The sequence below is a fragment of the Pedobacter sp. CAN_A7 genome (assembly GCF_015752175.1).
Lineage (GTDB): Bacteria > Bacteroidota > Bacteroidia > Sphingobacteriales > Sphingobacteriaceae > Pedobacter.
On record NZ_JADOUW010000002.1, the window covers coordinates 150,504 to 175,542 of the forward strand.

Consider the following 25,039-nt stretch of genomic DNA (forward strand, 5'->3'; position numbering starts at 1 on the left):
TTACCTGTATTTAAAGTACAGGTTATAAAGAATTAATTTATCGGCCGGGGTAAGTTTTGGCGTAATATCGGTTTGCACAAAATGCCTTTTAAAGGCAATAATAGCTGCGTTTAAATCGCTGATGTCGTAACCAATGATCCGCAGCGCCTGTTCTGCATTAAAATCGACTGGCGGCATCGTTAACACTTCATCATACCACAAACCATAGCCTTTTTTAGCGATCACTTTCCAGGGGAAATTACTTGGATCAGGCTTACGTCGAGGTGCAATATCGGAATGTGCGATAAAGTTAGCCGTAGGAATGTTATATTTTTTCTTCAAGGTTCCCAGCAAAGCCGTAAGACTTTTAATCTGGGCCTCCGGCCAGGGCTCATTGCCATTGTTATCCAGTTCAATGCCAATAGATGAGGAGTTAAGATCTGTATCGTTACCCCAGCGGCCAACACCTGCATGGTTTGCTCTAAGGTAATCGTTGAGCATCTGCACCACCTTACCATCGCGGGAAACCACGTAGTGTGCACTTACCTGCGTTCTGGCCAATGTAAATGTTTTAATTGTTTGGTCCAGCGAATTCTGTGCTGTATGGTGAAGAATCACAAAATTAGGTTTGCGTATGCCAAAGTTTACAGTCCCAACAAAGGATTGCAGGTTTTCATTCAAAGAATCAATTTTCTGATTCACCGGAGGCATTTCTTTTATTGTTGTCGCAAATGCTTCTGCTTGTTGTTTGTAGATTTTATTGGTTGCTGCATATTTATTTGTAGAACAGGCACTAAGCGTAACTGCAAGTATGCCGCCATACAGTAAAAATGCTCGGGTTGTTTTTTTTAGTCTCATCATAATTGTAAATGTAGCCGTGAAATTAGCCATTTTTTACTATTTTGTTGCATTCATCCCAACAGAAGGCCCTAAGTTTGTACGGGAAACATAAAACCATCGTGGATGGCTACACTACCTTAACGAAAAAATAATTACTGATGAAACACATATATAAAGCTGCGCGACTGTTGATGGGTGGCGCCTTACTTGCAGGTTTTGCTTCATGCTCCAATAACCAGGAGCAGACATCGCAACAAACAGAAGACACCCTGCCATCAAAAAACAGCTTAGAAAATTATGTGCATCAGCGGATTGGAATATATGAACCTGTAAAACTAACCACCAACCTGAACGACCTCAGTCCTAATGAGCGTAAAATCCTTCCTTTACTGATGCAGGCTGCACAGATTATGGATGAGTTGTTTTGGAAACAAACCTACCCCCAGCGGGATAGCTTGTTAAACACGGTTAAAGATGAAAGGGTTAAATCCTTTATCAGGATAAACTATGGCCCCTGGGACCGCCTGAATGGGGATAAACCTTTTGTGGTGGGTGTAGGGCCAAAACCTGATGGTGCTACTTTTTATCCGGCAGGAATGACTAAGGAAAGTATTGAAAAAGCTTCACTAAAAGACAAATATAACCCTTACGCTGTGGTGAGAACAGATTCTGCCGGCAAGCTGATCTCCGTGCCTTACCATATTCTTTTCGCTACGGAATTGCAAAAAGCATCTAGTTTACTGAAACAAGCTGCCTTACTTGCAGAAGATCCGCAATTTAAGAAGTACCTGGACCTGCGTTCTGAAGCCCTGGTTACAGATGACTATACTGCCAGCGACATTGCCTGGCTGGATATGAAAAACAATACCATTGACATCATTATTGGTCCGATTGAGAATTACGAGGACAAACTATTTAATGCTAAAACCTCTTATGAGGCCTATGTGCTTGTTAAAGACAAAGTCTGGAGCAAACGCCTTGCTAAATACGTAACGATGCTTCCTGCGCTTCAAAAAGGCCTTCCTGTAGCTAATAAATACAAAGCAGAATCTCCTGGTACAGATAGTGAACTTAATGCATACGATGTAATTTATTATGCCGGTGATTGTAATGCCGGATCTAAAACCATTGCCGTTAACTTACCTAACGATGAGCTCATCCAGCAGAAAAAAGGGACCCGTCGTTCACAATTGAAAAATGCGATGCAAGCCAAGTTTGATAAAATACTGGTACCCATTGCGAATGAACTTATTGATAAAGACCAGCAAAAGCACATTAAATTTGATGCCTTTTTCTCTAATGTGATGTTCCATGAAGTAGCTCACGGCTTGGGTATCAAAAAAACAATTACTGGAAAAGGCTTTGTTAAAGAAGCACTTAAAGAGCAATATTCGTGGTTAGAAGAAGGTAAAGCAGACGTTTTAGGCCTTTATATGGTTACAGGGCTGCATAAAAAAGGAGAATTAACGGGCGACTTAAAAGACTATTATACCACTTATATGGCCGGCATTTTGCGTTCGGTTCGTTTCGGTGCATCCAGTGCACATGGTAAAGCAAACATGCAATGTTTTAACTTCTTTAAAGAGAAAGGCGCTTTTATTAGAACTGCAGCCGGAACCTATAAGGTAGATTACGACAAATTTGCAGTGGCCATGAATGAATTAAGCAACCTGATTATTACCCTTCAGGGTAATGGTGATTATAATGCAGTAGTTAAATTGCAGAAAGAAAAAGCAGTAATTCCTGCCGAATTGCAGAAGGACCTGGACAGATTAAGCAACATCGGCATTCCTGTTGATATAGTATTTGAACAGGGTGTAGACGTATTAGGTGTTAAATAAACACCTTAAATCAGGTGTTTATTTACAATATCTTCCAGTTCGGCAATATCAAAAGGTTTAGATAGGTAACCATCTGCTCCTGCTTGCTTTGCCAACGACGCAACATCGTTGTTGGCAGAGAAATAGATCACCGGAATGTGTTTCAATTCGTCGTCGCCTTTAAGCGCTTTGGTCGCATCTATACCTCCTACATCGGGTAGCCAGTTATCCATAAAAATAATATCTGGGATATAGGCGTTCACCTGACTAATGATGTCGTTAGATGTGGAGGACGTTTTGATTTCATAACCTGCATCTTCCAGAATAATGGTACATAATTCTAGAATATCAGTATTATCATCAAAAATAAAGACTTTTTTAAGCGGAGCCATGGCGTGTAGATTGGGACAGCAAATTTATAAATTCTCCCATATCTTCTGCATTTAATATTTGGTCAATTTTTACATGCAATTTTGCCTGGGCTGGCATATACGCAACTTGCGCATTATCAGGGTTTTGTATAACGGTAAGTCCACCCCACTGTTTTACATATTTTAAACCGTCAACACCATCGGCATTGGATCCAGACAATAAAATACAGGCTAACCGATCTTGAAAGACTTCCGCAGCCGTTTGAAAGCTTGCATCTATGGCAGGTCTGGAGTAATTAATCTTTTCAGAATAATCAAGGGAAATGGTATGATCAAGTTCTACTAAAACATGGTAGTCTGAGGGGGCAATGTAAATGACGCCCGGCAGTAGGGGCTCCTTTTCTTCAGCCTCTTTAACGGTAAGGCGTGTTCTTCCTGACAATAATTCAGGAAGTAAAGAATCTGCCCCATTTTTTCGGTGAATGATGATCAATATCGGGAAAGCAAGATTAATATCCAAAGATGGCAATAGCTTAAGCAGCACATCAAGGCTGCCTGCCGATCCTCCAATAAGTAATGCTTCACAGTTCTTCATCTTAATTTACTTTGCGCCAGATTTTCTCCTGATCTAAACGTTTAAAACTATTGGAGATGTTAGAAAAATCAATGGTTTCTTTTGATCCAAGGGCAAGATAACCCAGGTCTTCGAGGCTGTTGTTAAAAAGTTCCAACACCTTATGTTGTAAATCACGATCAAAATAAATCAGCACATTACGACATAGAATGAGCTGAAACTCATTAAAAGAATGATCAGAAACCAGGTTATGGGTAGAAAAAATAATTTTACTGCGCAGCTCGTCATCAAATTTAGCCAGGGAATATTTAGCGGTATAATAGCTGGAGAAATCCTGCTGCCCTCCGGAAGCAATATAGTTCTCCGAATATTGTTTCATATAAGTTAGGGGAAACATACCCTGACTAGCCTTTTCCAACACCTTTGGATTTAAATCTGTGGCATATATAAGTGACTTATGAAGCAGATTCAGCTCTTTTAACAGGATGGACATGGAATAAGCTTCCTCGCCGGTTGAACAACCCGCCAGCCAGATCCTGATCAATGGATAAGTACCCAACCTGGGTAATACCACATCGCGAAGGGTTTTGAAAAACCCAGGATCACGAAACATCTCCGTAACATTAACAGTAAGCTGCTCTACAAAGCGCTTAAAGTACATCTCATCCTGGTTTATTTTATACCGGAATTCTGTAAAGCCTGTAATCTTATCTAAGGTGTAAAGGCGAATTACCCTACGTTTTAAGGATGCCCTTGAATAACCCGTAAAGTCATACCCGTAATTCTCCAGAAGATCTGACAGCAAAATCTCTACTTGCTCATCACTAATTGCCGACAGTTCCAATCTTTCTTAGATATATTGTGAAATTAATTTAACCAGGTTATCTACGTTAACCGGCTTTGATATATAACCAACTGCACCAGCATTAATACACCGTTCCTTGTCGCCAACCATGGCCTGTGCCGTGACGGCAATTACTGGTATTTCTTTAAATTCAGGTGTTTCTTTCATCCTGGCAATTGCCTCATAGCCATCCATTCCGGGCATCATCATGTCCATGAGTACTACTGCTATTTCAGGATGTTGGGAAATAAGCTGAAGACCATCTTCGGCAAATAATGCCGACATACACTGGTAACCTTTAGCTTTTAATACCGCCGTTAATGCAAAGATATTGCGGTTATCATCGTCAATAATTAATATTTTTTTACTAGTTGCCATATATATAACAAGGAAATTCTTTTTAAACTTTATCGTATAACCATACCCGTAGCAGCGATACCAACTGATCGATATCCACCGGTTTGGAAATGTAATCTGAGGCACCGGCAGCAATACACTTTTCCCTGTCGCCCATCATTGCTTTAGCTGTTACGGCTAAAACAGGAAGGTTTCTAAAAGCAGGAATCTTTCTGATTTGTTTGGTGCTTTCATACCCATCCATTTCCGGCATCATCATGTCCATTAACACAATATCTACCGTTGGATTATCTTTAAGCAGCTGTAATGCTTCTTTTCCATCTGTAGCGGCCAGCACTTTCATTTGGTGCTTTTCAAGTGCTTTAGTTAACGAGAATATATTACGCACGTCATCATCTGCAATGAGTACCGTTTTATTATTTAACACCTCATATAATCCACCCAGTTTATCTGACTTAGGTTTTATGACTTTATCTGTCGATTTCTCTTCTACCAGGTGTAAAAACAGGCCTGCTTCATCCAATATGCGCTGGTAGGAATGTGCTGTTTTCACAACAATAGAGTCGGCATATTGTTTAATGCGTATTTCTTCGCCTTTTGAAAGGTTCTTACCGGTAAAAATAATAATGGGAAGGTTTTCTAATCCTTCACTCTTTTTTATCGTCTCCAGTGTTTCGTAAGCATTTTTGTCGGGTATGCCCATGTCTAGGATCACACAGTCTACCTCCTGCTGCTGCAAGGCACCTAAACTATCGGCTACTGAATTGACTACCTGCGTATGAATGTTGTAGTTACTTAAAAAGTAACTTAATGCTTCGGCATGTTGTTTATTCTCTTCTACAATTAATACTTTCTTAGGGTGCCTGCTTAGTGCATGTTCCAGTTTTTGAAAAATCTGTTTCATCTGTTCCAGCGCCACTGGTTTATTAATAAAATCAACTGCACCTTTTAACAGACTTTCTTTTTTCATTTCCAGCGACGACATCATGTGCACTGGTATTGGCCGGGTACGCGGATTAGATTTTAACTCGTCCATTACCTGCCATCCGTCCTTAACCGGAAGTTGTATATCCAGCAAAATAGCAACTGGAAGGAAATGATTGGCCATTTCTATCCCTACATCACCCCTTACCGCTACAACACCTTTGTAATTACGCTTCCGCGTAAAATTAAGTAAGGTCTTAGCAAAAGGAGTATCATCTTCAATAATCAGGATCACCTTATCGCCGGGCAAAATATTATCCCGGTCGTCATCAATATCCATAGGTATTTTATCCACCAGGTAACGTTCGGGAGCGGCTGCTGGCGGGGTACCGTTTAATACTAGGGGCACTTGTGTACTTAAAACCGGTGCCGATTGCAGGGCTGCTTTTTCCTCGTCCAGAAACAAAACTAAGGTAAACTCACTACCCTGATTTTCTTTACTACTCAATTCAATAACACCTCCCAGCAATTTTGCGAGTTCACGACTGATTGATAAGCCCAAACCTGTACCGCCATAACTGCGTCTGGTAGAACCATCGGCCTGTTGAAAGGCTTCAAAAATAAGCGCTTGTTTTGCTGAAGGGATTCCAATACCGGTATCTGTTACTTTAAAAAGTAAAGAATTATTGGGTTCGTCGTTTTTAATGATTAAAGCAACTTTTCCTTGCCCGGTAAACTTGATGGCATTAGACAACAAGTTTTTAAGGATCTGCTCTAAACGCATTTTATCAGTACGGATGACCGGTAAATTAGGTTCTACTTCGACCACCAGCTGCAGGTTTTTGTTTCTGGCCAGAGGCGTAAACAACGACTTCATGTCTGTAGCCACCTCATCCATACTCACATCATCAAACTCAAGCTTCATCTTTCCAGCTTCTATTTTAGAAAGATCAAGTATCTCATCGATCAAGCCTAATAGCCCTTGTCCCGAACTTTGTATCACCTCAGCATACTCTATATATTCTTTGTCTAATGCGGTATTTTCAGACATCAGCTTAGAAAGCAATAAAATAGAGTTTAATGGGGTGCGCAATTCATGCGACATATTGGCCAGGAATTCCGACTTATATTTTGTGCTTTGCTCTAGCTGGTGGGCTTTCTCTTGTATTTCCAGGTTACGTTCCTGTATTAGCTGGTTTCGTTCTTCCAGTAAACTTGTACGCTCTTCCAGCTCTTGATTACTTTGCAGCAATTCTTCCTGCTGAACCCGTAGCTCTTCTTCCGAAGTTTGTATTTTTTGAGTTTGGGCTTCAAGCTCTGAATTTAAGCCCTCCAGCTCCGATTGTTGCGCTTGCAGCTCTTCGGTTTGCGCCTGGGTTTCTTCCAGGAAGTCCTGCAGGCGCTTGCGGTTTTGTGATACATGGATGGCAACACCTATACTGGAAGAAATTTGCTCCAGGTAATCCAGCTGTAAGGAATTAATGGCCCCTAGCGATCCTAATTCCAACACGCCAAGCAACACCTTATCGCGTCTGATAGGCAAAGCAATAAGATGGCGTGGCTTTGTTTCCCCAATACCATAACTAATGGTTAATTCTCCTTCGGGAATATCATGCAATACCATCGTCTTTCCTGATTCTGCAGCCTGACCGATAACACCCATCCCCAAAGGAATCGCTGATTTTGATGCTTGCTCGTTAAGCGCATAACTGGAGGTCAAGACTAGGTGTTTATTTTCCAGCAAATAAAATGCGCCTACCTGGCAATTCAATCGCTCAATATTATAACTAAGGACATCTGTTGCCAGCTCCGACACACTTTTCTCCCCTGCCATGCGGTCGTTCAAACCGGCTATACTACCTTGCAACCATTCTTTATCAGCCAATAGGCCAAACGAATATTGTAAAGATTCGGCCATAGCATTTAGGTAACCTGCAACACTTCCTAAACTGTCTTTCTGCTCCTGCTTTAACCTGATGCTATAATTTCCACTGGAAATTTGTGCGGCAAGGTCCTTAATTACCTGCAAACGATCGTCAATTTCCTTGTTTTTATCAGCTAATGCCTGCTGCAACTTGGCGCGTGCATCAATATCTGTAGACACCTTACGGTAAAAGAAAACAGTAATTAAAATGGCTAATATAGCTGCCAGTATTATTAACAAAGGTGTAAAACCTGCGGTTCGATTTAAATCAGAAGTCTGTGCATCTAACCGTTGGTTTTCCTCAAGTTTCATAGCCTTAACCAGCGATCTGGCTTCATCCATGTAAACTTTACCCTTTTGCAATTCGATTACCCCAACATTTCCCCCTCTGCTCTTTACCGCTATAGTTCTGTCCAGAATATTCAGGCGTTCCTGGAGAATTACTTTCATTCTGGCCAGGCTTTTCTGATGAAAGGCATTGTTTTTAGTCTTCTGTTGAAGTTCATCTAATAACGTTACTGCACTTTCTCTGGATCCGGTATAAGGTCCTAAAAAGTCTTTATCACCCGTTAGCAAAAAACCTCGCTGGCCCGTTTCTGCATCTTTAACGCTGGAAATAACATGATCTAAACCTGACAGGACCTCATTACTTTCTGCTACTAAGGTGGAGCTCCTGATCAGGTTAACAATACTTACATAAGAAGCAAGGGAACTAATAAACAGAACGATTAAAGAAAGTCCTAATCCGAAACGAAGATTCTTTTTTAAAGTTTTTTGCATAATAATTTACGAATTGCTTTGCGGATAAGGGTCTATGGGAATCGTAAAGTAAAACTCCGACCCTTCTCCTAATTTACTGTTTACACCAACCTGGCCACCGTGTCTTTTGATGATCTCCGCTGAAATATATAGACCTATTCCCAATCCCTGAAACTGTATGGCAGTCTCTTCAACCCTGAAGAATTTTTCAAAGACACTTTCTTGTTGTGGAGCATCGATGCCAATCCCAAAATCACGAACGCCAACAAACACATGGCCGTCCTTGATTTCAGCAGTCATCCAGGCTTCTGAGGTTCCTGGTGCATATTTAATGGCATTGGTTAAAAAATTTATGATGACCTGCTCTATCCGTACTTCATCGCCATACAGGGGAACTGTGATGTTTCCTTTTCTAACAATTTTAAAATCTGGATTGGATTGATGAAATATTTCGATCACATTATCCAGCATATCATCCATCTGAAAATGTTTCTTGTTGAATTTAAGCTTTCCGCTTTCTATTTTGGAGATATCCAATAAATCGGCAATCAGGTCATTTAGTTTCTCTAGTTGCAGCTGCGCCTTCACCAAATGCCGTTTAACGGTATCAATATCTCCTTTTTCTATGCTTCGCTCTAAAAGCTGCACATATCCTTTAACGCTGGTGAGGGGGGTCTTGAGTTCGTGACTGGCAATACTAATAAACTCGTCTTTTTTATTTTCTGCAATCTTGCGGATTTCAATTTCGTTTAGCAGGGCCTTTTGCACCTCAATTAACTTACGACTTTGCTCATAGATACGGTAAAAGGTTTTCACCTTTAACAACAAAATATCCATGTCAACTGGTTTGGTAATATAATCCAATCCCCCTGAAGAATAACCTTTGGTAATGAACCGTGATTCTGTACTTGCTGCCGAAAGAAAGATAATAGCGGTTTCTTTGGCTTTACTGTAGCCTGAAATGGCTTCAGCCACTTCAAATCCATCCATTCCGGGCATTTGAACGTCCAGAATAATTAAAACGTATTCATTTTTAAGAACCTTCTTTAGGGCCTCCTCGCCTGATGAAGCGGTATCAACTTCGAAATTATGTACCTCAAGAACCTTTTTTAAAGAGATCAGGTTCTCGGGCGTATCGTCTACAATTAGGATCATTTCTGAATATAGGTCCGGTAAATTTCTAAGTTAGAAAATATACGATGAGTATTAAATTAAATATTGATTTGATTAAAGATTTTTAGCATTAAAGGTGTCCCCTTGGTTAAAATCGCCGGTTTCAAAACCTTTTTTGAACCAATACATCCGTTGTGCGGAAGTGCCGTGGGTAAAGGCGTCAGGGACCACTTCACCTTGTGCCTGTTTTTGAAGTTTATCGTCGCCAATGGCATTGGCAGCATTCAACGCCTCCTCTATATCCCCTTCTTCCAGCCTGAAATCTTTAAGGTTCTGTGCATCATGTGCCCATAAACCGGCAAAAAAATCAGCTTGAAGCTCCAGTTTTACCGAAAGCTTATTGTATTCTACTTCACTAAGCTGGCTGCGGTACTGGTCCATTTTATTGGTGATTCCCAATAAATTCTGCACATGGTGACCTACCTCATGGGCGATCACATAGGCCTGGGCAAAATCCCCGGCTGCACCGAAGCGATCCTTTAGTTCATTATAAAATGTTAAATCGATATACACTTTATTGTCGCCGGGGCAATAAAAAGGTCCTACAGCCGAACTTGCGTTACCGCAGGCCGATTGCACACTATTATCAAATAAAGTTAGTACGGGCTTTTCGTAGGTCAGGTTCATGGCCGCAAATTGCTTTTCCCAAACCTGGTTTGTTGACTCTAAAACACCGTCTACAAACTTACCTTCGGCATCAGTAGGTGTACCAAGGGCAACCTCCTGTGAGGAGCCGGTGGCGGGTAACTGCCCTACCAGACCGGTTAAGTCTTTACCAAAAAGCAAGCCTAATACCACCACAATAATACCCACGCCTCCGCCAAGTATCTTGCCGCCGCCGCCCATTCCACGTCGGTCTTCTATATTTCCACTACCTTTACCGAACCACTGCATAGTTATCTAATTAAATGTTGAAAGTGCATTCATAATCCGTTTAGTAGTTTCTGTAACCCCTAAACGAATGGCAATATCAAATACACCCGGACCGTACTTGCCGCCTACCAACATCACCCTAAATGGTAACATCAACTCACCAGGTTTCAGGTTAAATTGTTGAGCCAGGATTTTAAACTGAGCCTCCAATTCTTCTGCAGACAATGAGGGATCCAATTCGGGAATAAAGGCCATAAAAAAGGCCGCTTTTTCAGGCGTCCATTTCGGTTTGACCGCTCCAAGGTCGTATTCTCCAGGAGAAACAAAAAAGTACGCGCTTTGTGTGATGAAATCAGTTAATAATTGGCAACGATCTTTAACTAAATCAATTACACTTTCTAAGGCAGTAGCATCTGCTGGTAAGGGTATATTATTTACCACAAATAGGGCTTCTACCTGCGGTCTAATTTTGTCTGCCGGTGCTGTTTTAATCCATTCATGGTTATACCACTTCGCTTTTTCGAAATCGAACTTTGCGCCTGCTTTACTAATGCGATCTACCGAGAAACTGGCAATCAGCTCTTCCATGGTAAATATCTCTTTGTCGGTACCGTCATTCCAGCCTAACATGGCAAGAAGGTTAACAAAAGCCTCAGGCATAAAACCAAGTTCTTTAAAACCCTGTGTTAAATCCCCTGTCTTAGGATCCGTCCAGTTCTGTGCATACACTGGAAAACCTAGCCTGTCGCCATCACGTTTACTTAATTTACCATTACCATCTGGTTTTAAGATCAACGGCAGGTGAACCCAATGTGGCATCTCGTCGGCCCAACCTAAATACCGCCATAATAAAATATGAATTGGTGCGGAAGGCAACCATTCTTCACCTCTGAAAATATGACTGATTTCCATGGCGCGGTCATCGGCAACAACAGCTAAATGATAAGTAGGCATGCCATCGGCTTTTAACAATACTTTATCGTCAACCAAATTGGTGTCAAAAGTCACATGACCCCTGATCAGGTCGACAAAAGAAACCTGCTCATCTGCGGGTATCTTAATACGTATCACATGTGGTGTATTTTTCTCTAAAAGCTCAGTTACTTCTTCAGCACTTAAAGTCAGCGAGTTGCGCATATGCATGCGGCTGGCCTGACCGTATAAAAAATTAGGGAATGCTTTACGTTGTGCGTCCAGTTCTTCAGGAGTATCAAAAGCATAATAGGCATGTCCGTCGGCAATTAAACGATCTGCATATTGTTTGTAGCTCGCTTTACGCTCACTTTGACGGTAAGGACCGTATTCGCCTCCTCTTGTTGGACTTTCATCTGGCGTCATTCCACACCATGTTAAACATGAAGCAATATATTCTTCAGCACCAGGAACAAATCTGGTCTGATCGGTATCTTCCACCCTTAAAATAAAAGTACCCTGGTGTTGTTTGGCAAATAAATAGTTGAACAATGCGGTGCGTACACCCCCTAAATGCAGGCCGCCAGTAGGACTTGGCGCAAACCTTACTCTAACTTTCTTTTCCATAATCTTAGTACAAAGATATATTTTTTACGCTGTTACCGTTCTATTGATGCGTTATTGAATGCTTATTAGTAATTTGCCGTCACAATTTATGAACCCATACGAAAAAAAGCGTCGCTGGAAATTATTCTTACTGGTCTTTGCCATCGTCATTGGGGCTGCATCGGTTTTTTATAGCGATTTCTTTGTTAAAAAAATGGAGCATGAAGAACGGATTCAATTTGAATTATGGGTAAAAGGAACAGAAAAGTCGTCACAAGTATTTGATGATGCCTTATATGCCGACGTGCTGAACATGATTATTTCCAGCAGTAAGGTGCCGGTTATTTTAACCGATACTACGGGCACCATTATACAAACTTACCTGCGCCTGGACAGCAGCAAAACTAATTACATGGATGCCGCAGCAACTGCTGCATATGATCCTGCTTATTTTCAGCGGGAACTGCGGCGCATGAAAGAACAACACGCCCCCTTGCCTATCAATTACATGGGCACCCAGATGCTTGTTTTTTATAAAGATTCTTTTATCCTTACGCAACTGCGTTATTTCCCCTACATCCAGCTTGGCGTAATCGGCCTGTTTCTGATCACCGCCTATGTAGCGTTCAGCTCGGCCCGAAAATCAGAACAAGACCAGGTATGGGTTGGTATGGCCAAGGAAACGGCACACCAGCTGGGTACGCCAATTTCTTCGCTCATGGCCTGGGTGGAACTCATGAAGTCGCGCTTTGATGCCGAAGACGATCCCCTGATTGCCGAGATGGAGAACGACATCAAACGCCTGGAAGTGGTTACAGACCGCTTCTCTAAAATTGGCTCTAAGCCAGTGCTGGAAGACCATGTCGTGTACCTGGTGATCAGCAATTTCATTGATTATTTCAAATTGCGCACTTCCGACAAGATTAAATTTACCATTACCGGCGATGAGCAGGTGCGGGCTTTATTAAATGTACCCTTGTTTGACTGGGTCATTGAAAACCTGCTTAAAAATGCGGCTAATGCCATTTCAAACGAAGGCAACATCACCGTAAACATTATAGAAAACTTAGCCAAAGAAGAAGTGTTTATTGATGTAAGCGACACCGGTAAAGGTATACAGCGCTCAAAATTTGATGCTGTGTTCCAACCAGGTTATACCACCAGAAAACGTGGCTGGGGTTTAGGATTATCATTAACGCGACGTATTGTTGAGAATTACCATAGTGGAGAAATATTTGTCAAAGAATCAGAAATAGGCAAAGGAACTACTTTTCGTATCATCTTAAAAAGCAGCATCACATATGAACCGACCACTACCACACGAGTACCCGGAATGGGGAGCGCAGTACATCAACCTGGTTGATCAGGATGATGTGTTGGTGCTGCTCGAAAAACAAAGTCAGGAATTCCCGGAATTCTTAACCGACTTCATCGAAAAAGCAGACTATGCTTACGCACCAGGAAAATGGACCATTAAAGAATTGGCGGGCCATATGGTAGATACGGAACGTATTTTATGTTACCGGTTATTGTGTTTTTCACGCGCTGAAACCAGTCCGCTTCCAGGATTTGAAGAAGATGACTATGTTAAAAATGCCCATTTTGCAGACCGCAGCCTGCACAGCATTGGCGAAGAGTTCTCTTTATTGCGCAAAGCCAACCTATACCTGTTTAACTCCCTGAATGAAACTGAACTCAGCCGCAGTGGAATAGCCTCTGGCCGACTCATCACTGTACGTGCTATTCTTTTTGTAATGGCTGGTCACGTGATTCACCATACCCGTATTATAAAAGAACGTTACGCGGATGTGGTTTAAACCTTTTACCCTCGAACAAATTAACGGCAGGCCCAAAAACCACATCGGTGCCTTATTAGGCATTGAATTTACGGCATATGGCGATGATTTTATTGTTGGTACCATGCCCGTTGATGAAAGAACACACCAGCCGGCAGGCATTTTACATGGCGGGGCATCGGTTGTATTAGCTGAAAGTCTGGGCAGCATTGCTTCCTACTTGTGTGTTGATCCTGAAAAATACCTGGCTGTGGGATTAGAAGTAAATGCCAATCATTTACGCCCTGTTAAAAGCGGAGTGGTGACAGGAACCTGTACCGCCCTGCACATTGGCGCCAAAACACATGTCTGGGAAATTAAAATCCGCACAGATAAAGGTAAACTAAGTTGTATAAGCCGTTTAACGGTAGCCATCATCCCTAAGCCAAAAGACCCGGCCCTATAAATTAATTAATTGTTTGGAGGGTGTAACCTGTTGCAAAGAAGCCTCGTCCTATCCAGCAAATACAATTAAATTAATCAATAATATAAATACGACACATTATGGGACCAGAATTAGTGTTTATCTTTTTAATCATTTGCGCAACAGCAATGGTTTTCGGCATCAGGTATATGTCGAACAAGGAAAAAATGGCGATGATAGAACGGGGTATTGATCCCGGCGTAGCAAAAGCACGTGCAGCAGCACCTATGCCTTTTTTAAGTCTTAAATTCGGCTTATTATTAGTCGGCTTTGGTATCGGTTTATTAATTGCTTTATTTGTTACCCGGGGTTTAGGATTAAGTGATGAAGAAAGTGCTGCGGTATATTTTGGCAACCTGAGCATTTTTGGTGGCTTTGGGCTTATTATATCCTACATGATCGAAAGAAGGTGGATGGAATCACAACCGCAGCTATCTGCGTAATTGTATTCTAGCATCACAACATTCTTCTGATATGCAACAGCAAACAGACCTGGAACTTATGGCAGAGACGCTTGCGGGTAAAACCGCATCGTATGTCCTGCTGGTAAACCGCCACAAGCGGTTTGTGTTTACCATGGCCTTAAAGTTTGTTAAAAACAGAGAAGATGCAGAAGAGGTGGCCCAGGATTGCTTTGTGAAAGCTTATAAAGCGCTGGGCACCTTTAAACAAACCTCAAAGTTTAGCACCTGGCTTTATACCATAGCCTATACCACGGCCATGTCGCACTTAAGAAAGAAACGTTTGCCTATGGATTCCATTGACGAGGAGAACAGCAACGTTCAATTACAGAACTCTATATCAAGCTATCGTGCTGACGGCGTAGAGTTTAGCTCTAAATACGCCTACCTCAACCTGGCCATCAGCCAATTGCTACCGGATGATGCCGCCATTATTACCCTTTTTTACCAGGGAGAACAAAGTCTGGATGAAATTGCTGACACCCTGAATATGGAAAGCAATACCGTTAAAGTCAAACTGCACCGTGCACGCATCCGGCTAAGAGAAAAGCTGCAGTTATTGTTAAAAGACGAAGTAAAGGAGTTATTATGAAAACGATGGAAGAACAACTTTGGGATTATATCGATGGTTTAACCACTACCGAAGAACGCAAGGTGCTCGAAGAGAAGATTGCAACAGATACACAATATGCTGAACAATACAAGGCTTTGTTAGCCGTCAATCAGCTGCTGCTGCAAACGGAACTCGAAGAGCCCTCCATGTCTTTTATGCGCAACGTGATGGAACAGGTAGCCCTCGAGCCCCAGCCCGTAGCCTTAAAAACAAAGGTAGATCCGCGGGTTATTTTTAGCATTGCCGCTATGTTTGTGGTTGGAATTGTGGGTTTATTAATATACACCCTGAGCAATAGCACGCTGAGCATGCAGGAAATTACTCTGCCAGATTTTCATGTAAAAATAAACCTGAACATTAGCAACATGGTGAATCCAATGGCTTTGAGAATTTTCTTTTGTGTAGATGTATTGCTTGCTTTAATCTACTTAGATAGGTTGTTGAGAACCCGGCATACTATTTCATAAACAAAAAAAGGTCCGCATCGAATGATGCAGACCTTTTTTTGCATTAATTAAAAATATTTTTCTATTTGAACTGTATAGGCAATGCTACCGATGTCTTATCCCATCCAATATGCAAATGAGCGCCACCAGCTTGCTCACTAAAAGTGATAGACAATGCTTCAATAGGCTCAGCTAACGGTTTAACCGGAACTTCTACACGAACAACATCCATTCCTTCATCGTAGGTATAAGCACCCCAACGGTCAGTTTGTTTATTGATAATCATTGTCCAGGTTTTTTCATTCGGTATAGCAAATAAGCTGTATGAACCTGCAGGAATAGTTTTTTTACCAATTGTTACTGGTTTGAAAAACTTAATATCAATACTTTCATTAGCACCTATACGGTTAACTTTACCATAAGGCACTAAAGCACCAAACACTTCACGTCCTTTTTTCGAAGGTCTTGAGTAAACCACTTTAACCACTGGCGAGGATTTGTCGCCAGCTTTAACTTTAGCCGCATTTACCGGAAAATAAGCAATATCAGCCGGTGTGCCGTCTAAGGCAGGAAATTTAACTTCCTGGGCGTTTACGGCAAGGCCGAAAAAAGCAACCAGAACAAACAGACTTAGTTTTTTCATAAGAATATATTGTTTTGTTAGGTTAAGAAGCGATCATTAGCGATGATACTTATAGCAGTAAGCTGATGATGTTTTCAAATAAAATGAATTAGTATTTACGTCCTTTAACAAGATTGTGCAAGAATAAAGCGGAAATAATAAAACCAATCAACCCGCCAAGAATGGAATAACCAAAACTTCCAGTAGTAATTGCTCCAACTAAAATTCCAAAAACCAGGCCTAATACATAATAAACCCAATCAAAACTTGCTTTATTTTCTTCGTTAGTCATATCATTAAATTGTTATCGTTCAAAGGTATTGAAATATTTTTAATTCGGAAGACTTGAAATGCTCCTCATCTATAAATTGAGAAAAAGCCTGAGTGGAACAGGGTAGCCTGCATGTAGCTTGCGCTTCACAAGTTTATATCTTGATCCTAATAAACTTCAAATAGAAAATAAAGGGATAAAAAAGAAAGAGTGACCAGGAACGCTCTCAAGATCCCGGCCACTCTTTCAAAAAATCAACTTGATGCACTGGCGGCTTCAAACGACCAACCAATAAGTTTAGAATTATTTAACCTTAGGGGAGCAATATAATGATCTTTATTTAATCCACAAATTAATTTACAGCCCAAATTATCCGTATGTTAATCATTTTTGGTAGATTAAGCGCAAAATTCAGCCGATACCATGAACCCAAAACAAAAAGCAACCGGACACAAAGAATCAACTTTTAACAGTGAAGTCGTTTCCCGTTTCGAACTTTACAACAGTTTGTTTCTAACTTTGCCATTCTACAAAATAAAGGATACGGGCACACTCCTGCCCCTTTTTATAAAACATTGCGAAGAGGGCGTCAAGGCCAGAGAGACTTCTGTTCAGATTATCGATTCATTTTTCAATAAATACGCTCAGGATTTTAGCAATAAGGAAGTCATTGACTTATTGTTTAGGTTTATCCAATATATTGAACGCCAGGTGGTCTTGTTTGACGCCGTGGAAGATGCTTCTTTTAACAAGCTGAATACCATGGACGACCAAAGTTCACTGCACTCCTACCTTTCAAAAGGTGTAGACAACGAGGCCCTGGGTAATAAAGTTAAACACTTAATTGAAGACTTTTCACTGCGCCTGGTGTTAACAGCCCACCCTACCCAGTTTTATCCGGGCAGTGTGTTATCTATCATTACCGACTTAACGGCCGCCTTAAAATCAAATGATATATTAAGTATCAATGAACTGTTGCAGCAATTAGGAAAAACACCTTTTTTCAGCAAGAAATCACCTAGCCCGGTCGACGAAGCTTTTAGCCTGGCCTGGTACCTGGAAAACGTTTTTTATTTTGCGGCAGCCCAAATTCAGGAAGATGTAGACAACACCATGAATGAGTTTAAGCTGGAGTCAAAAAAGATCATTGAGCTAGGCTTCTGGCCTGGTGGCGACCGTGATGGGAACCCCAATGTACATGCTGAAGATACCTTGCAGGTAGCCAAAATGCTGCGCCAAATTCTATTCCGTTGTTATTACCGTGACTTCAGGAACCTGAAACGCCGTATTACCTTCCGCGGGGTCGAAGACACGATCGCACTGGTGCAGGAAGTGCTGTATAAAAACGCTTTCGACACCAATACCGCCCCAGAAAATATTTCAGAGACCCTGGTAGCACATTTAGAAAATATTAAAACCACCTTACTGGAAGATCACGACAGCCTGTTTGTAGGCATGGTTGATGATTTGATACGCAAGGTAAATTTATATGGTTGCCATTTCGCTTCCCTCGATATCCGCCAGGATAGTCGTGTATTGCGTAATGTGCATAATTTTTGCCGTCAAAGCAGGCCGATCATTTCCATGTATCCGGAAAACTACAACGACTTAAGTGAAGCAGAAAAAATCAGTTTGCTCACCTTTAAAAGTGCGAAAGTCATTTACCCGGAAACGGACGATGAGTTGATTAAAGATGCCCTGGAAACCATTAGTGAAATTAAAGCCGTGCAGCAAAACAACGGCGAACTGGCCGTACACCGCTTTATTATTAGCAATTGCCAGCAAGCCAGTGATATTTTACAACTGATCGAGCTGTTCCTCTGGAACGGATGGGAAGAAGATAACCTGAGCATAGATTTTGTGCCGCTATTCGAGACGGTTAACGACCTGGAAGGTGCCGATGAAATTATGAGCACCTTGTATAGCCATCCGTTTTACAAAAAACACCTGGAAAAACGAGGTAACAAGCAGGATATTATGCTGGGCTTTTCAGATAGCACCAAGGATGGAGGTTACTTAATGGCCAATTGGTCTATTTTTAACGCCAAGGTTGCCCTTACAGCTGTATCAGATGAGCACAACATCCGCCTGGCCTTTTTTGATGGCCGTGGAGGTCCGCCTGCACGCGGTGGTGGTAAAACACACCGCTTTTATGCATCAATGGGTAAGGAAATTGCTAATAAAAATATACAGCTTACGATTCAAGGCCAAACCATCAGTTCGCAATATGGTTCTATTGACAGTGCCGAATTTAACATGGCCCAATTGATCAATGCCGGTATTTCATCGGGAATCCGCGAGAAACATAATGTTTTATTGGATGAGGTGAACAAAACCTTACTGGATAAGATGGCGGATGATAGTTATGTATCCTTCCTGGCATTACGTCAGCATCCGCAGTTTATGAGTTACCTGCTTAAATTTTCTCCTTTAAGTCTGTTATCTAAAATCAATATCAGCAGTCGCCCGGTAAAACGGAATTCTGGCGAACGCATGAAACTGGAAGACCTGAGGGCCATAGCCTTTGTTACCTCATGGGGACAACTAAAACAAAATGTTCCAGGTTTCTATGGAGTTGGAACCGCTTTAAAGAACCAGGAAGATGCTGGTAATTGGGATAAGGTGCAAAAGACTTATCATGAATCCGGTTATTTTAAGACCATCATTGATAACTGTATGATGTCGATGAGCAAATCGGACTTTACCATTACCGCACATTTGGCTAACGACGAAGAGTTTGGTGATTTCTGGAAGATGTTGCACGATGAGTATGAACTTTCTAAAGCCATGCTGTTGAAATTATCTGGCCTGGCCTATTTGATGGAAAACTATCCGGTAGAACGCAGTTCGATCGCCATGCGCGAGAAAATTATTCTGCCATTGGTCTTGATCCAGCACTATGCGCTTAGGCATATCAACGAACAGGATAATACGGAACAGGAGTTGGAATCTTATGAGAAACTGGCCATTCGTACTGTTTACGGCATTGTAAACGCAGGGCGGAATTCAGCCTAATCAAACAAAAAAGCCTGCTCACCTTTGGAAATCCCAGAGGTGAGCAGGCTTTTTTTATGTATGGTCGATTAGTAAATTACTTTACCTGCCGAAGTAACGATAGATGCAATTCTAACCGCATCGAAAATTCTTTCTTCTGATGCCCCTAAGGCAAGGATAGAATTTTCATGTGCATTAACGCACATTTCACAACCATTTACAGCAGATACTGCAATGCTCATCAATTCGAAAAACTCTTTTCCTGTAACCGGACTACTCATTAACTGCATGCGTACACGTGCAGGAATCTGCGTATATTTCTCTTTCCCGGTAAAGTGACGGAAACGGTAAAAAACATTGTTTAATGCTAATAAAGAGGCACAGCCTGCTGCTTCAGCAACGTCTTCTGCACTAGCTTCTTTAGCTAAAGCTTGTTTTTCAAAAAAGTTAGTTAAGATGGTGTTGTTGTTATTCACCGCGATGCTTAACGCTAGCAATGCACATTCTTTTTCACTTAAGTGAGCGGAAGTAAGGGTACTGGTGAAGTTAAGTTTTAAATCACGTACGTATCTTGAATTTCCGTTTTCTAAAAGCGTTAAACTTGCGTTTCTATAGTCTGCTTCCTGACCTACGATGGCTAATAATTCTTGTATAGTTTCTGTTACTGCACTCATGGTATGCTAAAATTTTGGGTAAAAAAAATCCCTGCAAATCTGCATTTCCAGGGATCGTTTATAATAAAGGAATTAAGCGCCTAATGTTTCCTGACCTTTTTCCCAGTTACAAGGACAAAGTTCGTCAGTTTGTAAAGCGTCAAGAATTCTGATCACTTCAGTTACGTTACGGCCAACACTTAAATCATTAACACTCACCCAACGTACAATACCTTGAGGATCGATAATGAAAGTTGCACGGTAAGCAATTTTTTCATTTGGCTCTAAAATATCTAAAGCTTCAGCAAGAGATTTAGAAGTATCTGCTAACATTGGGAATTTTAAACCACGTAAATCATCATGGTTATTTCTCCAGGCTAAGTGAACAAATTCAGAATCAGTTGAAGCACCAATTAATTGTGTATCACGATCACGGAACTCACCATAGTGGTTGTTGAATTCAGCGATTTCTGTCGGGCATACAAAAGTAAAATCTTTTGGCCACCAGAACATACAAGTCCATTCGTTATTCTCGTTAACTAAAGAGTCAGAAGTTAATGTTTCAAACTCTTTGCCTTTCTCTAAACCTACTACTGCTGTCTTTGAAAATGATGGGAATTGTTGACCTATGTTTATCATAATTTTTTTAGTTTTTTTCTATGGGCAAATGTACAGCTATATCTGCTTAATTACAACGAAACGGTACTTAATGTACATACTAATACTCGATAGGCATATAGACAAAAACTATACATTGACTTTTACTTTATAATACGGCCGGTTAGGTCAATATTCACCTCAAAAGGCTGCAGGTATTCATGCAATAAAACCGCTATTTCACGGCGATTAAGCAAGGTTTCTTCCGCAAAAGGCGAATTAAACTGATAGGGTTTTTCCCATTTCTTATTAACTTCTTTGGTTATCTGGGTAACCGATCTGTTGCCTAAATAGCAAATTAGTGAAATACTGTTCTTCAGGTTTGCAGGGGCATGAGCATGATCGGCATACCAGATGGGTGTCTTATAATAAAGTGTCTGCAATGGTTCCTTGATTTCTGCGAGTGCCACAGGTTGTTCTGGTTGGAAAAGGGCTTTACCCTGTGACACCTGCACAGGCATAGTTCCCATAAGGGCAATTACCTGTAAGGCCCTCCAATCGGCATCAGCCGGGGCTACGTCTGCCAGTGGCATTAAAGCTTGTTTAAAGTTAAGCAATTCGCCCTGTATGGCTTTTAAATTCGCTTTGCTGGTTTTAGTTTTAAAAAATACGGCATAAGCAGCCAGGGCGCCTCCCGCCTGTCCGGCAGCCATGCTATTGCTTAAGTCTTTTAGTTCTACATAATTCTCTTGATCGTCTACCAGCAGCTGCGAGAGGGGCAATACGGTGGCATTACCCTTTATTGAGCTAAGGTAATCGCCACTGGCCACACTGGTGCGGTAAAGCGTGTTATCGAAGGTTAAGGGCAACCAGGTGATTTTTTTTGCCGGACTCACGTTTGGAAGCGCTTCTAGCGCTGCATGAATGAGCACTTTTGCTTTTAGGGTTTGGCCGTTATTTAAACGGACCACCCAATTGCTGCCTGAGCGACTGACTTTAGTATAACTACGATCTGATAGAATTTGAAGATTCGCGGTACTGTCGGCCCATTTTTTTAACAGGGCCCGCTGATTCAGGAGGCTGTCGGCCTGTTGGCGTTTTCGGTATTGTGCGGCTAAACCAGATTCCAGGTTTTGCGTCCGGAGTTCAATGTCAAAGCCAGCGGGTGAGAAAAGTATGGTTGTTTTTACACCCGATATGGCCGATTGCATACCTGCAGCCCAGGCAGCGTTTCCATTTCCTAATACCAGTACATCTGTTTTATGGGTTTGCGCCTGTACCCCATAGGTTAAGCATAAAATGACGATCAGACAAAAGACGGATTTATTCATAGTGTTGATTTACAACACAAATATAACTATCCGATCCTTACAGAGGTCATGGTTAATGAACCTGCAACGGCCTTATCGTTAAATAACGTAACCTGATCCTGGTCGTTTTTCAAAGCCAGTGTATATAATAGCGGAAGGTAATGCTCAGGTGTAGGAATAGCTAGCTTAGCAGCCTGCCCTAAACGATCAAAATGAATTAAATCGTCGTGTTCACTGCTAAGTATAGAAGTTTTAAAGCGCTCATTGATGTCAAGTGCCCAATCGAAACCGCCACCGTTAATCATGCTCCAGTCCATCATGCGCAGGTTGTGCACCATGTTACCACTTCCCATGATCAACACCCCTTTTTTACGCAGGCTGTATAATTCTTTGGCAAGCGCATAATGGTCAGCTGGCGACTTGGTGTAATCCATGCTCAGCTGTAACACCGGAATGTTAGCCAGTGGATACATGTGCCGCACTACTGTCCAGGCACCATGATCCAAACCCCAGTCGTGATCCAGTCCTACCGGCGTACCTTTTACCAGCGCCACTGTTTCTGCAGCCAGCTGCGGATCGCCCGGTGCAGGGTACTGCACATCAAACAGGTCTTGTGGGAAACCCCCGAAATCATGAATGGTTTGCGGAAAGTCCATCGCCGTAACAAATGTGCCCCGGGTAAACCAATGAGCAGAGACCACAATAACAGCCTTTGGCTGCGGAATGTCATTAGCCACCGCAGCCCACTCCCGACTAAAAACATTGTCTTCAATACCATTCATAGGCGACCCATGCCCAATAAAGAATACTGGCATTAGGGTTTCCTGTTCCTGAAGTGTGGCGGATAAGTTTTTTATGGTGGATAAATCTGACATCATCGATTAATTTAGTACACACAAAAATACGGCTTATCTGCCTCTGCACCATTGATGTAAGATAAGAAAGGCCAGCTACTTCATGGCGTTAAAGAAATTGAACTCTACACGAGCCAGGTACATGTTTTTATTGTAACGGTTATCAATAGCACCTGCCAGCTGGAAACGATAGCCCAAGTCAATCCGGGTACGGCTGTTGATGATGACTTGTACCGCGGGCGCTAGATCTACATACGACCTGCCATTTGCCGGGTTGGTTGCCCCCAGTGCCTCCAGGTAAACGTTAAAATTAGGCTGGTTGTAGTCTTTGTAAACCACTGGCAGTAACAGGTAACCTGACGACAGGCTGTAACCGATTAGCTGATCAGGATTCGGAGCTTCTGCAACCTGCCGGGAGTCCTTTTGAATGGCTTTATGGTAAGTGACCGATGCAGAAAGCGCCAGTTTATGCAGTAACTGAGTAGCAACAATACCGGCATTGTAACCACTGTTGTCGCCTTCCAGGTTAATGTCTTCCGTATAAGTGGGGCGTTTACTGGTACTAATCCTGCCAAATGCGGCCATGCGGAAGTGACTTTGAAGGTCGTCGGCAGAGTAAAAGCGATATTTTCCGTATAAACTTCCACCTTCTAAGCGGTAGCTGCCATCCATATCAGAGCTAAAACCTTGCGCATGGAGCATGAAGTTTTTGTTGAACCCAAACATCACTTCAGCGATGCTCCGGCTTTTAAATTCAGGATTAACCATTCCCTCATGGGTAATTCTAACGCCAATAGATTTGGCAGCCATGTTACTGGCAGGTTCTGTAAACACAAATAGTTCCTGTGCCTGAAGGGTATTGATGGCTCCTGCCATCAATACCATCATCATGATATACTTCATATCAGGCTATATACTCAGGTGATAAATGCGTGTATTTTTGCCGTTCACCACCCCTTTACCACTGGCATAGGTGGGAATATTGAACTTAGCCGCATTCTTTTTAAAGGCCGACTGTGAAACGAAATTTTTGTCCAACACGGTCGCTTTCACCTGTCCATCTAACACTTTGCTTTTTGTGTTTAAAAAGCGGTAAGCAACATTTCCAGTGCTGGCCACTCCTTTATCATCCACTTTTAACTGGTTAAAATCAAAGGTAGCCACCAGAGTACCTACCGAGAAACCTGCATCTTCTACTTTCTTTTTAATCAGGTCCAGGTTTACGGTCTGTCCTTTTTTGAAAGATAAAACAAAGAGGTTTTTATTAAGGTCGGGTTTTACGTCGGCAATGAAGTCAAGGGTTCTTAATGATTTCTCTGTGGATTTAGAGCACATGGAGCAGGTTAAGCCCGTTACTTGTAAATCAATAGCCGTAATTTGTTGTGCCGAAGTGGTGCCTGCAAGCAGCAGGAATAAAAATAGATTCAGAATCGTTTTCATAATAAATTAAATGGGAATGTTAAACATAGGATAACTGTGGCCTAAAGCCTTATCCGTAAATTTTAAGAAAACATTCCTGATTTAATTCCGAAAGATGCAATTCATGATATGCAGCGATATCCTAGAACTGAGCGGAGAAGCTTTACTTTCTACCTGATTAAAAAAGCCTGGTAAAAGAGACTGAATGAAATTAGCGATAATGGGTGTTAAGAACAGGGTAATGCTGTAGTTTTTAGGCAAATCTAGCTTTTCACTGGACTGATGTTGATCAGTTACCTTAGCTTGTACCGTTTCGTTTTTACAGCAATTGTCTTTTTTAGCCATCTCCTTGCCGTCCATTACCTTACAAGAACCACATGCGGCCTGTTCGGTAAACTTTACGGAAGAAAGGTTATCACCACAAAAATGCAAACTCATGGCAATGCCTATTACGCTAACCAGGTAAAAGACACACAATCCAAAAGCTATTTTTTTCCGCATTTTCATCGTCGACCCAAAATTAAGAAATAAATTTTAATAAACATCAAGCTTATACCTCTACATTTTTAAATTTGCACGTTAAT

The 25,039-nt window shown here is 41.7% G+C and carries 26 protein-coding genes; 8 read left to right on the plus strand and 18 right to left on the minus strand.

Annotated elements, in window-relative coordinates:
• Complete coding sequence (locus IWX76_RS06840) at positions 1 to 840, minus strand: N-acetylmuramoyl-L-alanine amidase (RefSeq protein WP_196859166.1); 840 nt, start codon at positions 838 to 840, stop codon at positions 1 to 3.
• A 137-nt stretch (positions 841 to 977) separates the two neighbouring features.
• On the opposite strand from IWX76_RS06840, the gene IWX76_RS06845 reads away from it, so the two are divergent.
• Positions 978 to 2,660 (plus strand): dipeptidyl-peptidase 3 family protein, encoded by a 1,683-nt coding sequence (locus IWX76_RS06845; protein WP_196859167.1) that lies wholly within the window; start codon positions 978 to 980, stop codon positions 2,658 to 2,660.
• A 5-nt stretch (positions 2,661 to 2,665) separates the two neighbouring features.
• On the opposite strand, the gene IWX76_RS06850 is transcribed toward IWX76_RS06845, so the two are convergent.
• From IWX76_RS06850 to gltX, 8 genes are all read right to left on the minus strand, one after another.
• Positions 2,666 to 3,031 (minus strand): response regulator, encoded by a 366-nt coding sequence (locus IWX76_RS06850; protein ID WP_196859168.1) that lies wholly within the window; start codon positions 3,029 to 3,031, stop codon positions 2,666 to 2,668.
• Entirely contained in the window at positions 3,018 to 3,605 is a 588-nt protein-coding gene (locus IWX76_RS06855) for a chemotaxis protein CheB (protein ID WP_196859169.1), read from the minus strand. The genes IWX76_RS06850 and IWX76_RS06855 overlap by 14 nt, the downstream gene beginning before the upstream one ends.
• Before the next feature lies 1 nt (position 3,606).
• On the minus strand, positions 3,607 to 4,428 hold the full coding sequence (locus IWX76_RS06860; protein WP_196859170.1) for a CheR family methyltransferase: 822 nt from the start codon (positions 4,426 to 4,428) through the stop codon (positions 3,607 to 3,609).
• A gap of 6 nt (positions 4,429 to 4,434) precedes the next feature.
• A complete protein-coding gene (locus IWX76_RS06865; RefSeq protein WP_196859171.1) occupies positions 4,435 to 4,806 on the minus strand; it encodes a response regulator in 372 nt (123 codons plus the stop codon).
• Between the two features lie 22 nt (positions 4,807 to 4,828).
• Positions 4,829 to 8,413 carry a response regulator gene (locus IWX76_RS06870; RefSeq protein WP_196859172.1) on the minus strand — a complete coding sequence of 1,195 codons (3,585 nt, stop codon included), beginning with the start codon at positions 8,411 to 8,413 and terminating at the stop codon, positions 4,829 to 4,831.
• A 6-nt stretch (positions 8,414 to 8,419) separates the two neighbouring features.
• A complete protein-coding gene (locus IWX76_RS06875; RefSeq protein ID WP_196859173.1) occupies positions 8,420 to 9,547 on the minus strand; it encodes a hybrid sensor histidine kinase/response regulator in 1,128 nt (375 codons plus the stop codon).
• 72 nt (positions 9,548 to 9,619) lie between these two features.
• A complete protein-coding gene (gene ypfJ / locus IWX76_RS06880; RefSeq protein WP_196859174.1) occupies positions 9,620 to 10,459 on the minus strand; it encodes a KPN_02809 family neutral zinc metallopeptidase in 840 nt (279 codons plus the stop codon).
• 6 nt (positions 10,460 to 10,465) lie between these two features.
• Positions 10,466 to 11,977 (minus strand): glutamate--tRNA ligase, encoded by a 1,512-nt coding sequence (gltX, locus tag IWX76_RS06885; RefSeq protein ID WP_196859175.1) that lies wholly within the window; start codon positions 11,975 to 11,977, stop codon positions 10,466 to 10,468.
• A gap of 88 nt (positions 11,978 to 12,065) precedes the next feature.
• Here gltX and IWX76_RS06890 point away from each other — a divergent pair, with 88 nt between their 5' ends.
• From IWX76_RS06890 to IWX76_RS06915, 6 genes are all read left to right on the plus strand, one after another.
• Complete coding sequence (locus IWX76_RS06890) at positions 12,066 to 13,319, plus strand: sensor histidine kinase (protein WP_196859176.1); 1,254 nt, start codon at positions 12,066 to 12,068, stop codon at positions 13,317 to 13,319.
• Complete coding sequence (locus IWX76_RS06895; RefSeq protein WP_196859177.1) at positions 13,258 to 13,773, plus strand: DinB family protein; 516 nt, start codon at positions 13,258 to 13,260, stop codon at positions 13,771 to 13,773. The genes IWX76_RS06890 and IWX76_RS06895 overlap by 62 nt, the downstream gene beginning before the upstream one ends.
• Positions 13,763 to 14,197: a hotdog fold thioesterase gene (locus IWX76_RS06900; RefSeq protein WP_196859178.1), complete on the plus strand. Its 435-nt coding sequence runs from the start codon at positions 13,763 to 13,765 to the stop codon at positions 14,195 to 14,197. The genes IWX76_RS06895 and IWX76_RS06900 overlap by 11 nt, the downstream gene beginning before the upstream one ends.
• A gap of 98 nt (positions 14,198 to 14,295) precedes the next feature.
• Positions 14,296 to 14,658 carry a DUF6249 domain-containing protein gene (locus IWX76_RS06905; protein ID WP_196859179.1) on the plus strand — a complete coding sequence of 121 codons (363 nt, stop codon included), beginning with the start codon at positions 14,296 to 14,298 and terminating at the stop codon, positions 14,656 to 14,658.
• A 31-nt stretch (positions 14,659 to 14,689) separates the two neighbouring features.
• Complete coding sequence (locus IWX76_RS06910; protein WP_196859180.1) at positions 14,690 to 15,268, plus strand: RNA polymerase sigma factor; 579 nt, start codon at positions 14,690 to 14,692, stop codon at positions 15,266 to 15,268.
• Positions 15,265 to 15,756, plus strand: a complete 492-nt coding sequence (locus IWX76_RS06915) for an anti-sigma factor family protein (RefSeq protein ID WP_196859181.1) — start codon at positions 15,265 to 15,267, stop codon at positions 15,754 to 15,756. Before IWX76_RS06910 ends, IWX76_RS06915 begins: the two co-directional genes overlap by 4 nt.
• A gap of 61 nt (positions 15,757 to 15,817) precedes the next feature.
• Here IWX76_RS06915 and IWX76_RS06920 read toward each other — a convergent pair whose 3' ends face one another.
• Positions 15,818 to 16,378, minus strand: a complete 561-nt coding sequence (locus tag IWX76_RS06920; RefSeq protein ID WP_196859182.1) for a DUF2911 domain-containing protein — start codon at positions 16,376 to 16,378, stop codon at positions 15,818 to 15,820.
• Positions 16,379 to 16,466: 88 nt separating this feature from the next.
• Positions 16,467 to 16,649, minus strand: coding sequence for a hypothetical protein (locus IWX76_RS06925; protein ID WP_196859183.1), 183 nt, complete (start codon positions 16,647 to 16,649; stop codon positions 16,467 to 16,469).
• 402 nt (positions 16,650 to 17,051) lie between these two features.
• Here IWX76_RS06925 and IWX76_RS06930 point away from each other — a divergent pair, with 402 nt between their 5' ends.
• Positions 17,052 to 19,643 (plus strand): phosphoenolpyruvate carboxylase, encoded by a 2,592-nt coding sequence (locus IWX76_RS06930; RefSeq protein ID WP_196859184.1) that lies wholly within the window; start codon positions 17,052 to 17,054, stop codon positions 19,641 to 19,643.
• Between the two features lie 68 nt (positions 19,644 to 19,711).
• Here IWX76_RS06930 and IWX76_RS06935 read toward each other — a convergent pair whose 3' ends face one another.
• From IWX76_RS06935 to IWX76_RS06965, 7 genes are all read right to left on the minus strand, one after another.
• Complete coding sequence (locus tag IWX76_RS06935; protein ID WP_196859185.1) at positions 19,712 to 20,296, minus strand: carboxymuconolactone decarboxylase family protein; 585 nt, start codon at positions 20,294 to 20,296, stop codon at positions 19,712 to 19,714.
• A 72-nt stretch (positions 20,297 to 20,368) separates the two neighbouring features.
• Positions 20,369 to 20,914, minus strand: a complete 546-nt coding sequence (locus IWX76_RS06940; RefSeq protein WP_196859186.1) for a peroxiredoxin — start codon at positions 20,912 to 20,914, stop codon at positions 20,369 to 20,371.
• Positions 20,915 to 21,036: 122 nt separating this feature from the next.
• Positions 21,037 to 22,203 (minus strand): hypothetical protein, encoded by a 1,167-nt coding sequence (locus IWX76_RS06945; protein WP_196859187.1) that lies wholly within the window; start codon positions 22,201 to 22,203, stop codon positions 21,037 to 21,039.
• Positions 22,204 to 22,229: 26 nt separating this feature from the next.
• On the minus strand, positions 22,230 to 23,060 hold the full coding sequence (gene ygiD, locus IWX76_RS06950; protein WP_334641420.1) for a 4,5-DOPA dioxygenase extradiol: 831 nt from the start codon (positions 23,058 to 23,060) through the stop codon (positions 22,230 to 22,232).
• Positions 23,061 to 23,132: 72 nt separating this feature from the next.
• Positions 23,133 to 23,939, minus strand: coding sequence for a hypothetical protein (locus IWX76_RS06955; RefSeq protein ID WP_196859188.1), 807 nt, complete (start codon positions 23,937 to 23,939; stop codon positions 23,133 to 23,135).
• Positions 23,940 to 23,945: 6 nt separating this feature from the next.
• Positions 23,946 to 24,476 (minus strand): heavy-metal-associated domain-containing protein, encoded by a 531-nt coding sequence (locus IWX76_RS06960; protein ID WP_196859189.1) that lies wholly within the window; start codon positions 24,474 to 24,476, stop codon positions 23,946 to 23,948.
• 81 nt (positions 24,477 to 24,557) lie between these two features.
• Positions 24,558 to 24,962 (minus strand): HYC_CC_PP family protein, encoded by a 405-nt coding sequence (locus IWX76_RS06965; protein WP_196859190.1) that lies wholly within the window; start codon positions 24,960 to 24,962, stop codon positions 24,558 to 24,560.
• Positions 24,963 to 25,039: the final 77 nt, after the last annotated feature.